This window comes from Streptomyces sp. NPDC051909 (genome assembly GCF_040681095.1).
Taxonomy (GTDB): Bacteria; Actinomycetota; Actinomycetes; order Streptomycetales; family Streptomycetaceae; genus Streptomyces.
In genome coordinates this window covers 1-14,857 of sequence record NZ_JBFAYA010000034.1, presented here as the reverse complement: position 1 = coordinate 14,857, position 14,857 = coordinate 1, and the positions used below count along the sequence as shown (strand labels likewise).

The window sequence follows — 14,857 nt, the reverse complement described above, 5'->3', positions numbered from 1 at the left end:
TCAGGACTCCTTGACCGCGATGGTCTCCACCGTGTTGGCCACGTGCTCGAAGGCGTCGGCCGCCTCTTCCAGCACATCCACGACCTGCTTGAGCTTCAGCACCTCGATGGCGTCGTACTTGCCGTTGAAGAGATGGGCGAGCAGCTTGCGGTGGATCTGGTCGGCCTGGTTCTCGAGCCGGTTGACCTCGATCCAGTACTCGGTGAGGTTGGCCATGGTCCGCAGGTTCGGCATCGCCTCGGCGGTCAGCTCCGCCGCCCGGGCCAGTACCTCGATCTGCTGCTCGACGCCCTTGGGCAGTTCCTCGATGTTGTAGAGGACGACCAGGTCGACGGCCTCCTCCATGAAGTCCATGATGTCGTCGAGGGACGAGGCGAGGGAGTAGATGTCCTCGCGGTCGAACGGCGTGATGAAGGAGGAGTTCAGCTGGTGGAAGATGGCGTGGGTCGCGTCGTCGCCGGCGTGCTCCGCTGCCCGCATCCGTTCCGCGATCTCGGCCCGGGCGGAGGAGTCCGCTCCGAGCAGTTCCATCAGGAGCTTGGCGCCCGTGACGATGTTGTCCGCGGACGCGGCGAACATGTCATAGAAGCTCGTCTCCCTGGGGGTCAGACGAAATCGCACGTGGGGTCCTCGGGGTGCTGGAATCGGTCAGGCTGATGCTAGGCGCATCATCCGGCCACGGCTAACCGGCGTCCCTTCAGTGTCGCCCATCAGGCACAGTGATCTGCACGGGCCCCCGCCCCGATTCGCGGGGATCGGTACCATATACCCACGAGGGGTATAGACACCCTTTATGGACAACGGGAGGACGCGATGACGACCACCGAGGCGGCGGCCGAGGTCACCCCCGAGACCACGCAGCCGGCGACGGACCACGACCACGGGGTGCACGGCTACCACAAGCAGAAGGACGAGCACCTGAAGCGGCTGCGCCGTATCGAGGGGCAGATCCGCGGGCTCCAGCGGATGGTCGACGAGGACGTCTACTGCATCGACATCCTCACCCAGGTCTCCGCCTCCACGAAGGCCCTGCAGTCCTTCGCGCTCCAGCTCCTCGAGGAGCACCTGCGGCACTGCGTCGCCGACGCGGCCACCAAGGGCGGCGACGAGATCGAGTCGAAGGTCGAGGAGGCCACGAAGGCCATCGCGCGGATGCTGCGCACCTGAGGGGTCAGCGGGGTCCGACGGCGCGGTGCCGGGCGTCGGGAGCCCGGCAGGATCCGTAGGACACGGGGCCGGGACACGGCCTAGGGCAGGCCGCCGACCCGGAGGACCTCGTCGATGCGGTCGGCGCTCAGCCGCTCCTCGTCGACGGCGGAGGCCGCGATGATCAGCTCACCGCACAGTTCGATTTCGGCCAGGGCCACGCACTCGGGGTCCCCGAGCGCGACGGTCGCTGTACCGGGCGGCGGAGCCATGTGCCTTCACCTCTTCCTGCCGGCGTCGGTCTCCCAGCGTAGGGAGGGCCCTACGGACCGCACATGACACGACTGGACCATTTGCCCATGGCCCGCGCCCCGACCCCGGGGCGGGCGGTCAGGCCTTGATCTTCCCGGCGTAGATGTCCTTCCGCGCCGGCAGCTCGACCGAGACCCGCGCCCCGAACCCGTACAGGAGAGTGGTCGACGCGACCGCGACCGTACGGCCCTGGTTGCTGAAGCTGAAGCGGTGGCGCACCTTGCGCAGCCGGCCCTCCTCGTCCAGATACGCGTCGAAGGGCACCGTGTCCGTGGTGAACCCTTTCGCCGCCGCGGCGAGCGCCCCGCGCACCTGGGGCGAGGCGAGCCGCGCGGCCTCGCCGATGTCCGCCGTCCCCTTGTAGTGCCGCACCTTCACGCCGGCGAGCTCGGTCTCCCCCACGTACGTCACGCCGCGCGCGCCGCGCAGCAGCTCGGCCGCGGCGGCCGGGTCGGTGGCTCCGCCGGTGACGAGGTTCCCGTCGTCGAGGGTCGTGGTGTCGACCCGCACCCACTTGTCGGCGGGGACGCCCGCGCCCCGGTTCTTCATGTACAGCGCGCCCGGCGCGAGCAGCTCGGTGATGGGCCGGTGCGCGCTCTCCCCGGCGGCGTCCTTGGGCAGCACCACCTGGAGGGCGCCGGTGCGGCGCCGGAAGTCGTAGCTGCCCTCGCCGCGGATGGTGACCCGGGTGCCGCCGGAGGCCATCTCCATCGACGTGCTCGCCCGCGAGGACCCGGCCCGGGTCAGCCCCTCGGCCGCCGCGCGCACGGTCCCCGTCGGGTCGTCCCCGCCCGGGGCGGCGTCGTCGTCACCGGCCGACGCGCAGCCGCCGACCAGCAGCGCCGCGGCGACGGCCCACGCCCCGCCCGTGTGTCCCTTCCGCACCACCATCGCCTGCCAACCCCCAACAACCTGCCGCCGCTGTCCGGATCCCGCCCATCGGATAACGACGGTCCGGACGCCCCGTCACGCGCAGTACGGTGTTGACGTGCATGAGCAGGCGCCGCATCACACGGAGACCACGGAACACGGTTCGTTCGCCTTCGCCCGCTGCTCCTGCGGCTGGCGCGGCCCGGCACGCAGATCCCGGGACCGGGCGCGTACGGACGCGGCGGAGCACCGGGCGTCGACGGGAGCCTGAAGCACGAGGCCCTGAAAGAGGCCCTGAAACACACGACACCCCCGCCGAGTGGCGGGGGTGTTCGTTCGGGGCCGGGCGCCGGGCTCAGGCGGCGAGGTCGCTCTGGCCCGCGTCGAGGCGGGGCTCGGGGATGACGGGCGTCTCGGCGACGGCGAGGCGTTCGGCGGTGCGGCGGGAACGGACCAGGCGGGCGCCCCGCGGGGAGCGGGCGACGGCGGAGAGCAGCGGCGTCAGCAGGGCGAGCGCGAGCGGCGCGAGGAGCAGGGCGACGGCGGTGCCGAGGGCGAGGCCGCCGACCACGTCGGTGGGATAGTGGACGCCCATGTAGACCCGGCAGAAGGCCTCGGCGAGGGCGAGGCCGATGGCGAGCAGTCCGAAGCGCCGGTGGGCGATGAAGACGCCGACGGCGACGGCCATCGTCAGGGTGGCGTGGTCGCTGACGAACGAGAAGTCCGTCTTCCCGGGGACGAGGACCTCCAGGCCCTGGTGGTCCTTGAACGGCCGGGGCCGTTCGACGAAGCCCCGGATCGGGATGTTGACGAGCAGCGCGATGCCGGCCGCCAGCGGCGCCCACACCAGTCCGGCGACGCCGGCGACGGAGTCACCGGTCGCGGCCCGCCTGCGCACGCTCCACCAGCAGCCGAGCACCACGAGGACGAGGCCGAGCACGATGCCGTACTCGCCGATGAACTCCATGACGCGGTCGAACCACGGCGGGGCGGCCTTCGCCAGCCCGTTGATGTCGTAGAGCAGGCTGACATCGGGGTTCGAACCGTCCGATGCGAGTCCAGCCATCTGCTGCGGCCCCTTGCTTCCGTGTTGGTGGTGTCCAACCCCCGTGGTCAGAGTGGTCGGATCGGAAAACGATCCGCCCGAGGGCAGCGTTCCGCTCTCCGCCCAAGATCACTACGACGTTATCGAAAGGTGACGGGCCGTCGCAGCTCAGGGCCGGAGCCTCACGGAGAGTCCCCGGCCGTGCCTCACTGCTGCGGCAGGTGGGTGGGCAGCGCCGCGGCGCCGTCCTCGGTGACGCGGGTCGCCCCGAAGTAGTCCGGGGTGTCGATCCGGTCGAAGCGGATCACCGCGCCGGTGCGCGGCGCGTCGATCATGTACCCGCCGCCGACGTAGATGCCGACGTGCCGGATGGCCCGCGAGTTCGTCAGATCGTCGGAGAAGAAGACCAGGTCGCCGGGGAGCAGTTCGTCCCGGCCGGGGTGCGGCCCGGCGTTGTACTGGTCGTTGGCGACGCGCGGCAGCGTGATCCCCACCGACTCGTACGCCGCCTGGGTGAGCCCCGAGCAGTCGAACCGCCCGTTCTGCGCGGCCGTGCCCGTACCGCCCCACAGATACGGCGTGCCGAGCTTCTGCTGCGCGTAGTAGATCGCCCCGGCGGCCTGCCTGGACGGGTCGACCCGGCCGACGGGCCGGGCGAAGCTCTTCTCCAGGGAGCGGATGATCCGCACGTAGTTCTGCGTCTCGCTGATCCGGGGCACCCCGCCGGACCGGATCACGCGGTAGGCCCCGGCGTTGTACGCGGCCAGCATGTTGTTCGTCGGGTCGCCGGGCACGTCCTTCACGTATCCGGCCAGCTCGCAGTCGTACGAGGCGGCCGACGGAATCGCGTCCTTCGGGTCCCACACGTCCCGGTCCCCGTCGCCGTCCCCGTCGATGCCGTGGGTGGCCCAGGTGCCGGGGATGAACTGCGCGATGCCGCGGGCGTCCGCGGGCGAGACGATGGTCGGGTTCCAGCCGCTCTCCTGGTAGAGCTGCGCGGCGAGCAGCGCGGGGTTGATCGCGGGGCACAGGTTCCCCCACTGCTGCACCAGCCCCTGATACGCCGCCGGCACGGCGCCCTTCGCCAGCGCGACGGCCCCACCCTTCCCGTTGGCACCGCCGAGGATCCCGGCCGCCGCGGAGTACGTCCCGACGACGAGCAGCGCGACGAAGCTGAGGCAGACCCCGACCGCCCCACCCGCCACGAGCCAGGCCCCGCGCGCCTTACGCACCGTCAACCACCCCTCGGTCCCTGCCAGTACGCCCGGTCGTCCAGTCTAGGCGGGCAGCCGTCCGACGGGGCGTGGACGAACCGGACGGAACGGAAAGACGCCGCCCCAAAGGTGCCACAACGACAATCATTGCCCGGAGTCACTCTCCGTGATACACAGAGTGACCATACGCGTCTTCGCATGGAAACCGGCCACACCACCGCAGGTCAAGACGGTCGGATCGGTCAAGTGTGCGGGGATCGGGTAAAGAGAGCCGTCAAGCCGTCACACGCGAGCGGTTTCATCAGCGAAGATAGGTCGACGACCCATGCCATCGGGCAGGGGCGACGAACTACCCAACAGGGGCGGTGAGTTACATGTACCTGGCGGCCGAGAAGGGCGACATCACCACCATCATCGGTGGAATCGCCCCGAACTGGGGGCCTTTCGGGAGCCTCGGCGCCGAAGCCAAGGTGATGATCGAGGTCGTGATGGCCGTGGCCATTCTGCTCTGTCTCGGCATCGCCATCTGGGGCGCGGCCAAGCAGCGTATCGGGGCAACCGCCCTGCGCGACACCTTCAGCGCCGAACAGGGCAAGGGCCTGATCGTGGCCGGCCTGACCGGAGTCTTCATCATCGGCTCCCTGGGGACGCTCTTCACCATCGTGTACGGGATGGCCGTCTAACCCGTTTCTCACCACCGAGGTCGCGTTCCCTGATGTCCAGTCACCACGCCGCGCCCGCGCGGAAACCAGCACGGCTCCCGTCGTCGTACCCGCGAAGGGCCGAGGGGGCGTACCCGGCATGAGCTTCGGCGACGAGCACGACGGCCAGACCCGTACCCGCCTCCCCGAATCCGCGCCCGGCACCACCCGGCCCCCCGCCCGGAGCTCCCGCTCCCTCGTCGCGGTGGTCGGCGTGGTGGTCCTCCTGGTCGCGGCGATCGCCCTCGCCAACCGCGGCGACGGCGCCTCCCCCGACTCCGCCGGCCGGTCCGGCGGCCCCGGCCCGAACGCCCCCACCCAGTCCACCGCCCCGACCTCCGCGACGGGCGTCCGCCCCGTCACGGGCAAGAACGGCCAGATCCCGACGGGCTTCGCGCACGACGAGCAGGGGGCGCAGAGCGCGGCGGCGAATTACGCGGTGGCGCTGGGATCGGTGGACATGTTCCAGCCCGGTCCGCGCGAGGCCCTCGTCCGCGCCATCCACGACCCGGCCGTCGCCGACACCCTCGTCAGGAGTCTGAACGACTCCTACTCGGCCGGCTTCCTGGCCAACGTGGGCCTGCAGCCCGACGGCACCGCCCCGAACGGCCTGACCTTCGTGTCCCGGACCATCCCCGTCGGCACCAAGGTGAAGGACTACACGGGCGACACCGCCACGGCGGAGGTGTGGTGCACAGGTCTGGTCGGCCTCGCCGGTGAGGGCTCCACCAAGCCGGTCACGTCCACCTGGTTCACCATCACCGAGAAGCTGAAGTGGGTCGGCGGCGACTGGAAGGTCGTCAGCTCGGAGCAGGCCGAGGGCCCGACCCCCGTCAACGGCGACAACCGCGCCTCGGTCGCGGACGACATCGCCAAGGCCGTCGAGGGTTACGGAGGCTTCACCTATGCCCGCTAGCCGACGCGCCCCGCTCCGTACCCGACTCCCCAGCCCACTGCGTGCCCTGACGGCAGGCGTGGCGGCTCTGCCCGCCACGCTCGTGCTGCTCGCCTCGCGCGCCTACGCGGCGCCCACGCCCACCCCCGGCGGCACGCCGCCCCCCGGTGGCACGCCGTCGCCCGGCACCCCGTCGCCGAGCGCGAGCAACAACCCCTGCGACCTGATCGTGGGCCAGGCCCGCGAATACTGCGAGAACGGTCAGAAGACCGGCGGCTCCACCCCCGCCCTCACCGACCCCACCACCACCCCCGACCCCCTCGCCTCCCTCGCCGACGGCTGCGCCAAGGCCGCCGCCTGGGTCGTCGACACCCTCTCCTCCGCCGTGAAGTCGACCGCGACGGTCGACTTCACCAACATGGAGTTCCTCGGCCGCTACGCCATCGTCTTCGCCGCCGCCACCTTCCTCACCCTCCTCCTCTGGCTGCTCGCCGTCGCCAAGCGCGCCATCCGCGGCGTCCCGCTCACCACCGCCATCTCCGAGGCCGTCGGTTTCCTCTGGCTGACCGTCCTCGCGTCCGCCTTCACGCCGCTGATCCTCTACACCGTCGTGAACGCCACCGACGCCATCACCGACGTCATCGCCTCCGGCACCGGCCAGCAGACCGACGTCTTCTTCGGCAGCTTCAAGCAGGCCCTGGAGAAGGGCGACAGCATCGGCGGCGGGCCGATCATGCTGATCATCGTGTCGCTCGTCACCGTGCTCGCCGCCGGCGTGCTCTACCTGGAGCTCGTGCTGCGCGCCGTGCTGCTCTACGTCGGCGCCCTGCTCGGCGTCGTCGTCTACTCCGGGCTCGTCGACAAGAACATGTGGGGCCACGTCCGCCGCTGGGCGGGCATCATGATCGCGGTGATCCTGGTCAAGCCGGTCATCGTCATCGTCCTCGGCCTCGCCGGGGCGCTCTCCTCTGGCACCGGGCCCGACGCCTTCTCCGCCGTCGTCTCCGGCCTCGCGATCATCCTGCTCGCGATCTTCGCCTCCGCGATGATCTACCGCTTCGTGCCCGGCTTCGGCGACGAGATCATCGCCTCCCGCAACAACCGCCTGCACCGCGCCGGCGAGAACACCGCGGCCGCCGTCATCTCCTCCCCCGCCTCCCTCGTCTCCCAGGGCATCAAGACCCACAGCACCCGCGGCGACGGCGGAGGCGGCGCCCAGGGCGGCTCCGGCGGCACCCCCCGCCCCGCCAACCCCCTCTCCGGCGGCGTCGCCGCCCACAGCAGCCGCTCCGGAGACAGCCGCGGCGGGGCGGGCGCCGCGCCCGCGCCCCGTAACAGCAGCCCCACCGCAGGCACCCCGCACACCAGCCGCAGCGGCAGTGGCGGCACCATCGGCAAGAACACAGGAGCAGGAGGTGCAGGGCGTTGACGACCCAGTCCCAGCCGGTCTCGCCCCGCCGCACGTATCTCATCGGCCGCGCCCGGCCGAACGCGATCGTCGGCAAGAACCGCGAGACCGGCGAGATCGCGCTCATCATCGCCGGCGCGTTCCTCGGCATGATGAGCGGACTGATCGTCCAGGTCCTCGCCCTGCGCATCGCCCTGCTCGCGGGCCTGCCGATGCTCGCGCTCGCCGCCGTCTACGTCCCGTACAAGCAGCGCACCTTCTACAAGTGGTTCGAGATCAACCGCAGCTACAAGCGCATGCTCAAGCGCGGCACCGCCTACCGCTCCTCGGCCGTCGAGGCCGGCACCCGCCTCGACGGCCGCGAGGTCGAGATCGGCCCGCCCCCCGGCATCGGCGGCGTCACCTGGCTCTCCGCCCCCTTCGGCCCCGACGAGATCGCGGTCCTCCTGCACGCCGACCGCCGCACCGTCACCGCCGCCATCGAGATCGAGGGCCCCGGCGTCGGCCTGCGCGACTCCGAGGACCAGGAAGCCCTCGTCGACCGCTTCGGCACCCTCCTCAAGCACGTCGCCAACGGGGACGGCTTCGTCACCCGCCTCCAGATGCTCGCCCGCACCCTCCCCGCCGACCCCGACGCCCACGCCAAGGACGTCGCCCAGCGCGGCGACCACCAGGCCCCGGCCTGGCTCCAGGAGTCGTACGACCAGCTCCAGTCCATGGTGTCGACCTCCAGCGAGCAGCACCGCGCCTACCTCGTCGCGTGCATGCACTACACCCGCGAACTCGCCGCCGAGGCCAACGCCATGGCCCGCGCCGCCCGCCACGCCTCCGGCGCCCGCAAGCTCGACCGCGACGCCGGCCTCGCCGTCGTCATGGCCCGCGAGCTCACCGACATCTGCGCCCGCCTGGCGGAAGCGGATATTCGCGTACGGCAGCCCCTCGGGCAGTCCCGGCTCGCCTCCCTCGTCCACTCCATGTACGACCCGGACCACCCCATCGACCACATCCAGGCCATGTCGAAGCGCAACGCCTGGCCGGCCGAACTCGACGCGATGGAACCGACGTACCTCCAGGCCAAGACCCGCGAGTCCGCCACCCGCGCCCCCTGGTGTCACGCCACCGCCTGGATCAAGGAGTGGCCGATGACCCCGGTCGGCGTGAACTTCCTCGCCCCGCTCCTCGTCCACACCCCCGACGTCATCCGCACCGTGGCCGTCACCATGGACCTCGAACCCACCGAGGTCGCCATCGAGCGCATGCTCACCGAGAAGACCAACGACGAGGCCGACGCCAGCCGCGCCGCCAAGATGAACCGCACCGTCGACCCGCGCGACATCGCCGCCCACGGCCGGCTCGACCAGCGGGGTGAAGATCTCGCCAGCGGCGCCGCCGGGGTCAACCTCGTCGGGTACATCACAGTGTCGTCGCGCTCGCCCGAGGCCCTGGCCCGGGACAAGCGCACGATCAGGGCCTCCGCCGGAAAGTCGTACCTGAAGCTGGAGTGGTGCGACCGCGAGCACCACCGGGCCTTTGTGAACACCTTGCCGTTCGCGACCGGCATCCGCCGCTAGGGCCGAAGGGGCACAGACCGATGCGAGATCCGCTGTCCGTCCTCACCGAAGCCTTCACCTCCTTCCTCTTCGGCAAGGTCGAGACGACCCGCCTGCCCGTGCGCACCTCCACGGGCCAGGCCCAGGCCGTCTACCTGCCGACCGCGGCCCCCGGCCTCGGCGACTCCGGCGTGATCATCGGCCGCGAGGTCTACAGCGGCAAGGGGTACATCTACGACCCCTTCCAGCTGTACGGGCAGCAGCTCCCGGCCCCCCACTGGCTGGTCCTCGGCGAGTCCGGCAACGGCAAGTCGGCGCTCGAGAAGACCTACGTGCTGCGCCAGCTCCGCTTCCGCGACCGCCAGGTCGTCGTCCTCGACGCCCAGGGCGAGGACGGCGTCGGCGAATGGAACCTCATCGCGCAGGAGCTGGGGATAACTCCCATCCGGCTCGACCCGATGGTCGCCAACGACGACGGCATCCGCCTCAACCCGCTCGACCCGTCCATCACCACCACCGGCCAGCTGGCGCTGCTCCGCACCATCATCGAGGTGGCGATGGGCCACGGCCTCGACGAGCGCTCCGGCTTCGCGCTCAAGGTCGCCCACGCCTACGTCAACGAGCACATCACCGACCGCCAGCCGATCCTCACCGACATCGTCGAGCAACTCCGCCACCCGGAGGCGGAGTCCGCCGAGGCCATGAACGTCGACATAGACGACGTACGGGCCTGGGGCCTCGACGTGGCCCTGGTGCTCGACCGGCTGGTCGACGGTGACCTGCGTGGCATGTTCGACGGCCCGACGACGGTCGGCATCGACCTCGACGCCCCGCTCATCGTCTTCGACCTCTCCCACATCGACCGCAACTCCATCGCCATGCCGATCCTCATGGCGATCGTCGGCGTGTGGCTGGAACACACCTGGATCCGCCCCGACCGGAAGAAGCGCATCTTCCTGGTCGAGGAGGCCTGGCACATCATCAACAGCCCGTTCGTGGCCCAGCTGTTCCAGCGCCTGCTCAAGTTCGGCCGCCGGCTTGGTCTGTCCTTCGTCGCCGTCGTCCACCACCTGTCCGACGTCGTGGACGGAGCGGCGGCCAAGGAGGCCGCGGCGATCCTCAAGATGGCGTCCACACGCACGATTTATGCGCAGAAGGCCGACGAGGCACGCAACACCGGCCGCGTCCTCGGCCTGCCCCGCTGGGCCGTCGAGATCATCCCGACCCTCACGCCCGGCATCGCGGTGTGGGACGTCAACGGCAATGTCCAGGTCGTCAAACACCTCATCACCGAGAAGGAACGCCCGCTCGTCTACACCGACCGCGCCATGACCGAGTCCTCCCCGACGGACCCCGAACTGGAATGGGAGACGGAACAGCGGGCGATCCTCATCGAGCAGCAGATGAACGCCCAGATGGACGACTCGTCCCAGTCGACGGTGGCATGACGTGACGAGGGAGCACGAGGCACAGCGGCAGGGCGGCGGCATCCCCGACGGATTCGTCGTAGGGCTGCTCGCCCTCCTGCTCGGTCTCGCCGTCCTGGTCTGGACGGCGACCGGCCTGGCGGGCCTGTTCTCCCACGGCGCCTGGCCCCCGAGCGTCACCTTCACCCGTACGCCGATCGCCCTGCGCTCCCTGATGGGCGCCCCGACGGACCTCGCCGCCGCCTGGCCGGACACCCCGGCCGGCTCCCTCTCCGGCTACGGCCTGTTCTGGGGCCTGGTCATCGGCGAGGCCATGGTGCTCGTCGTCCTCACGGTCTTCGTCCTCGGTACGGTCGCCCGCTGGCGCGCGGTCCGAGCGAACCGGAAGGCGGGGAGGAGAGGCAGGTACGCGGAGCGCGCCGCCCGTACGGAGCAGGCCGAGGCCGTCGCACCTCCGACCGCCGCCAAGGCCCCGACCCCGCGCCGCCCCGTCGAGGACGCGGCCACGAAGACGCTCACGGCCGCGGAGCCCGTGGAGCCCGTGGAATCCCTGGAGCCCGCGGAATCCGCCGTCCCAGCCGGCCCGGCCACCCCGGCGGTCCCGGCCCCCGCGTCCGAACCCCGGATCGTCTACGCCCCCGCCGCCACCCGCCGCCCCACCGCCGCGCAGGCGGTACGGGACGCCGAGGGCGCCGTGCTCGTCGTGACCTCCGACCCGACGCTCTGGGCCGACACCAAGGACGCCCGCGGCAAGCTCGGCCCGGTCATGGTCTACGACCCCGGCCACCTCTGCGACACCCCCGCCCGGCTCCACTGGAACCCGGCCGAGGGATGCGAGGACCCGCAGGAGGCCCGCGACCGGGCGGCGGCGCTGCTCGCGCCCGTGCGCCCGCAGTCCCGGCTCGACGCGGCCGTGGCCGACACCGCCGAAACGCTCCTGCGCTGCTGGCTGCACGCCGCCGCCATAGACGGCCGGCCCTTCAAGCTGGTGCACCGCTGGGCCCAGGGCACCGACGCCCACGAGCCGGTACGGATCCTCCGTACCCACCCCAAGGCCGCCGCCGGCCACGCCGGACTGCTCGAATCCGCGCTCACCGCGCACCCCGAACGCCGCGCCACCGCCCAGGAGCTGACGTCCCGGGCGCTCTCCTCGCTCTCCTCGATCCACATCAGGCAGGCCTGCACCGCGAATCGAACGGATTCGCTCACGCTCGCATCGTTCGTCGCCGAGCAGGGCACCCTTTACGTGGTGGGTGAACCGATCGAGGACCCGCGCACCCACCCGGGCGCGATGCCCCTGCTGACCGCGCTCGCCGCAAGCGTGGTCGAGCACGGCCGCCGCATGGCCGCACGGTCATCCGACGGTCGGCTCGACCCACCACTGACGCTCGTCCTCGACGACGTCGCGGCCGTCGCGCCGATCCCCCGCCTCCCCGAACTCGTCGCCGGCGGCCGGGAGCTCGGCCTGCCGACCCTCGCCCTGATGCGCTCCCAGGAGCAGGCCCGCGCCCGCTGGCCCGAGCCCCTCCCGTACCCCTGAACGCTCCCTAACGACTTCTGGGCAGCTCGTACTCGAGGTCGTCACCGGGCGCGACGCCGGGCGCCGGTATCCGCTCGCCCGTCGGCACGAAGCCGAAGCGCCGGTAGAAGGCGCCGGCCCGGGCGTTGTCCTCGTGGACGTACAGGCGTACCCGCTCGATCGCGGGCTCGGGCAGCGTCCAGGACCACTCCACGGCGGTACGGAACAGGGCGTCGATCACGCCCCCGCCGCGCGCCTCGGGCCGCACGTACACACCCACCAGCTGCGTCTGGTCGACCTTCGCCGGCTCCCCGAACAGCGGCTCCGTGTCCGAGGGCCGCTCCACGAGCACCGTGGTCGAGCCGATCCAGCGCCCGTCCGGCGCCTCCGCGACGAACTGCCGCACCCGCCCCTCACCGGCCTCGGAACCGTTCGCCGTCCGCCCCTGCCAGAAGGAGTCGGGCTGCGCGACGGCGGACTCGTACGTCTCCACGAAGGCGAGGTGCGCGACCGGGTCCTGCAAGGCGGTGAGCCGCAGTTCGCGCACCTTCTCCCACTCGTCGGCGCGGACGGGGCGAATCGAATAGTCCATGGCCCGATCCTCACCGCCCGCACCCACCCTGACAAGGGAATTTGTCGTACCGGGGTACGACGACCTCGCCCCCGGACCGTACGAGGATGGGCGGGTGACCACGGAAACGACGACAGGGACGACAGGGACACCCGGCACGACAGGCACTACAGGCACGACGGCACCGAGCCGCTACGTACGACAACTGCTCGCCCGGGTGCAGGCCTTCGACGCCCATCGCCCCTGGGTCTGGGACGCCCTGGTGACCGCCGTCCTCCTGATCACCGCGCTCGTCGACGCCTCCAGCGGCTGGCGCAACACCGCCCGAGACCCGTCCGTCCCCACCTGGCTGGTGGTCACGGTCAGCACCGCCGTCGTCCTCCCCGTCCACTGGCGCCGCCGGTCCCCCCTCGCCGTCCTCGCCGTCATGGCGGCCCCGGTCCTCGTCAGCGAGGCCTCCGGTGCCTTCCTGCAGGCCGGCTACCTCCAGGCCCTCCCCCTCTTCCACATCGCGCTTCGCCGCCCGCCCCGTGCCCTCCTCTGGGCCGCCGCCCTGCTCCTCGCACCCCTGCTGACCGGGGCGCTCCGCTTCCAGGCCGAGACCTGGGACCTGCACGTCATCCCCGCCGTCTGGGGCTACCTGCTCGTCGCCCTCCTCGGCATCACGGTCCGTTCCCGCCGCGAGGAACGAGAGCAGGAGGTCCGCCTGGCGGCGGCCGCCGAACGCGCCCGTATCGCCCGCGAGATGCACGACATCATCGGCCACAACCTGTCCGTCATCACCGGCCTCGCCGACGGCGGCCGCTACGCGGCGGCCAAGAACCCCGAGCGGGCGGCCCAGGCCCTCGACGCCATCGGCACCACCAGCCGGCAGGCCCTCGCCGAACTCCGGCGTCTGCTGGGCGTCCTGCGGGAGGAGGAGACCGGCTCGGCGGTACGGAACCCCCAGCCCGGCCTCGCGGACCTACCGGACCTGATCGAGGGCGTACGGAGGGCAGGCCTCCCGGTCGAGGCCACCCTCCCCGCCCCTTCCTCCCTCGCCCATCCCCTCTCGCCCGGGGCCGAACTGACGCTCTATCGCGCGGTCCAGGAGGCCCTGACCAACACGCTGAAGCACGCGGGCGAGGGCGCGAGGGCCGAGGTGTCGCTGGCGTACGAGCGGGAGGAGACCGTCCTCCTCGTCACCGACACCGGCGGCCCCACCGCCGAACCGCGGGGCGGCCGGGGGCAGGGCCTGGCGGGAATGCGCGAGCGCGCGGCCCTCTACGACGGCACACTCGACTCCGGCCCCCTGCCCAGTGGCGCCGGCTGGCACGTACGGCTCCGACTTCCCCGGGAGGACTTCCCCTCGTGACCACCGTCCTGATCGCCGACGACCAGCCGATGCAGCGCTTCGGCTTCCGCATGCTGCTGGAGAGCCAGGACGACATGACGGTCGTCGACGAGGCCGGCAACGGCACGGAGGCCGTCCGCCTGGCCGACCGCCACCACCCGGACGTGGTCCTGATGGACATCCGCATGCCCGGCCTCGACGGCATCGAGGCCACCCGCCGCATCGCCGCCACCGGCTCCCGCACCCGGGTCCTGATCGTCACCACCTTCGACCTCGACGAGTACGCGTACGAGGGCCTGCGCGCCGGCGCGAGCGGCTTCCTGGTCAAGGACGCCCAGCCCGAGGAACTCCTCGCCGGCATCCGCGCGGTCGCGAGCGGCGACGCGGTGGTGGCCCCCAGCCTCACCCGCCGTCTCCTCGACGCCTACATCCACCATCTCCCCGCGCCCACGGCGCCATCTGCGACCCGTGCGCCGAAGCCGCAGAAGCAGCCGCAGGCCGACCCGCGCCTCGCCGCCCTGACGGAACGCGAGTTGGAGATCCTCACGGTCGTCGGCCAGGGCTGGACGAACACGGAGATCGCCACCCGCCTCCACCTCGCCGAGTCCACGGTGAAGACCCACATCACCCGCGTCCTCGCCAAGACCTCCTCCCGCGACCGCATCCAGGCGGTGATCCTGGCCTACGACACGGGCCTGGTCGCGCCGGCGTCCTGAGGCCTCTCTAAACGCAGAAAAGCCCCGCACCAGAGGTGCGGGGCTTTCCCACAATGATTGTTCGGCGGCGTCCTACTCTCCCACAGGGTCCCCCCTGCAGTACCATCGGCGCTGAAAGGCTTAGCTTCCGGGTTCGGAATGTAACCGGGC

General features: G+C 71.5%; 15 protein-coding genes and 1 rRNA gene. 9 read left to right on the top strand and 7 right to left on the bottom strand.

What is annotated here, in order from left to right:
- Positions 1–621, bottom strand: a complete 621-nt coding sequence (locus tag AB0M18_RS32985) for a DUF47 family protein (protein ID WP_265867459.1) — start codon at positions 619–621, stop codon at positions 1–3.
- 192 nt (positions 622–813) lie between these two features.
- Between AB0M18_RS32985 and AB0M18_RS32980 the strand changes: the two genes are divergently transcribed.
- Complete coding sequence (locus AB0M18_RS32980) at positions 814–1,167, top strand: metal-sensitive transcriptional regulator (protein ID WP_365764551.1); 354 nt, start codon at positions 814–816, stop codon at positions 1,165–1,167.
- An 80-nt stretch (positions 1,168–1,247) separates the two neighbouring features.
- Here the strand turns inward: AB0M18_RS32980 and AB0M18_RS32975 are convergent, their stop codons facing one another.
- From AB0M18_RS32975 to AB0M18_RS32960, 4 genes are all read right to left on the bottom strand, one after another.
- A complete protein-coding gene (locus AB0M18_RS32975; protein ID WP_365764549.1) occupies positions 1,248–1,418 on the bottom strand; it encodes a hypothetical protein in 171 nt (56 codons plus the stop codon).
- Positions 1,419–1,536: 118 nt separating this feature from the next.
- Positions 1,537–2,349, bottom strand: coding sequence for a hypothetical protein (locus AB0M18_RS32970; protein WP_365764547.1), 813 nt, complete (start codon positions 2,347–2,349; stop codon positions 1,537–1,539).
- 334 nt (positions 2,350–2,683) lie between these two features.
- Positions 2,684–3,394 (bottom strand): phosphatase PAP2 family protein, encoded by a 711-nt coding sequence (locus AB0M18_RS32965; protein WP_365764545.1) that lies wholly within the window; start codon positions 3,392–3,394, stop codon positions 2,684–2,686.
- A gap of 185 nt (positions 3,395–3,579) precedes the next feature.
- The gene (locus tag AB0M18_RS32960) at positions 3,580–4,605 is read right to left on the bottom strand and encodes a bifunctional lytic transglycosylase/C40 family peptidase (RefSeq protein WP_365764543.1); all 1,026 of its coding nucleotides are present in this window, start codon (positions 4,603–4,605) and stop codon (positions 3,580–3,582) included.
- Positions 4,606–4,961: 356 nt separating this feature from the next.
- On the opposite strand from AB0M18_RS32960, the gene AB0M18_RS32955 reads away from it, so the two are divergent.
- The 6 genes from AB0M18_RS32955 to AB0M18_RS32930 all read left to right on the top strand — a co-directional run bounded on the left by AB0M18_RS32955 (position 4,962) and on the right by AB0M18_RS32930 (position 12,108).
- Positions 4,962–5,270, top strand: coding sequence for a hypothetical protein (locus tag AB0M18_RS32955; protein ID WP_046908545.1), 309 nt, complete (start codon positions 4,962–4,964; stop codon positions 5,268–5,270).
- A 118-nt stretch (positions 5,271–5,388) separates the two neighbouring features.
- Complete coding sequence (locus tag AB0M18_RS32950; RefSeq protein ID WP_365764541.1) at positions 5,389–6,204, top strand: hypothetical protein; 816 nt, start codon at positions 5,389–5,391, stop codon at positions 6,202–6,204.
- A 67-nt stretch (positions 6,205–6,271) separates the two neighbouring features.
- Complete coding sequence (locus AB0M18_RS32945; RefSeq protein WP_365764621.1) at positions 6,272–7,612, top strand: hypothetical protein; 1,341 nt, start codon at positions 6,272–6,274, stop codon at positions 7,610–7,612.
- Positions 7,609–9,162 (top strand): SCO6880 family protein, encoded by a 1,554-nt coding sequence (locus AB0M18_RS32940; RefSeq protein WP_365764539.1) that lies wholly within the window; start codon positions 7,609–7,611, stop codon positions 9,160–9,162. The genes AB0M18_RS32945 and AB0M18_RS32940 overlap by 4 nt, the downstream gene beginning before the upstream one ends.
- A gap of 20 nt (positions 9,163–9,182) precedes the next feature.
- Positions 9,183–10,589, top strand: a complete 1,407-nt coding sequence (locus AB0M18_RS32935) for an ATP-binding protein (protein ID WP_365764537.1) — start codon at positions 9,183–9,185, stop codon at positions 10,587–10,589.
- A gap of 1 nt (position 10,590) precedes the next feature.
- Positions 10,591–12,108 (top strand): type IV secretory system conjugative DNA transfer family protein, encoded by a 1,518-nt coding sequence (locus AB0M18_RS32930; RefSeq protein ID WP_365764535.1) that lies wholly within the window; start codon positions 10,591–10,593, stop codon positions 12,106–12,108.
- A gap of 7 nt (positions 12,109–12,115) precedes the next feature.
- On the opposite strand, the gene AB0M18_RS32925 is transcribed toward AB0M18_RS32930, so the two are convergent.
- Positions 12,116–12,679: a GNAT family N-acetyltransferase gene (locus tag AB0M18_RS32925; RefSeq protein ID WP_365764533.1), complete on the bottom strand. Its 564-nt coding sequence runs from the start codon at positions 12,677–12,679 to the stop codon at positions 12,116–12,118.
- A gap of 94 nt (positions 12,680–12,773) precedes the next feature.
- Here AB0M18_RS32925 and AB0M18_RS32920 point away from each other — a divergent pair, with 94 nt between their 5' ends.
- Together AB0M18_RS32920 and AB0M18_RS32915 are read left to right on the top strand one after the other, a co-directional pair.
- Positions 12,774–14,012: a histidine kinase gene (locus AB0M18_RS32920; RefSeq protein ID WP_365764531.1), complete on the top strand. Its 1,239-nt coding sequence runs from the start codon at positions 12,774–12,776 to the stop codon at positions 14,010–14,012.
- Positions 14,009–14,707 (top strand): response regulator transcription factor, encoded by a 699-nt coding sequence (locus AB0M18_RS32915; protein ID WP_365764529.1) that lies wholly within the window; start codon positions 14,009–14,011, stop codon positions 14,705–14,707. Before AB0M18_RS32920 ends, AB0M18_RS32915 begins: the two co-directional genes overlap by 4 nt.
- 59 nt (positions 14,708–14,766) lie before the next feature.
- Here the strand turns inward: AB0M18_RS32915 and rrf are convergent.
- A 5S ribosomal RNA gene (gene rrf / locus AB0M18_RS32910) occupies positions 14,767–14,857 on the bottom strand; the annotation flags it as partial.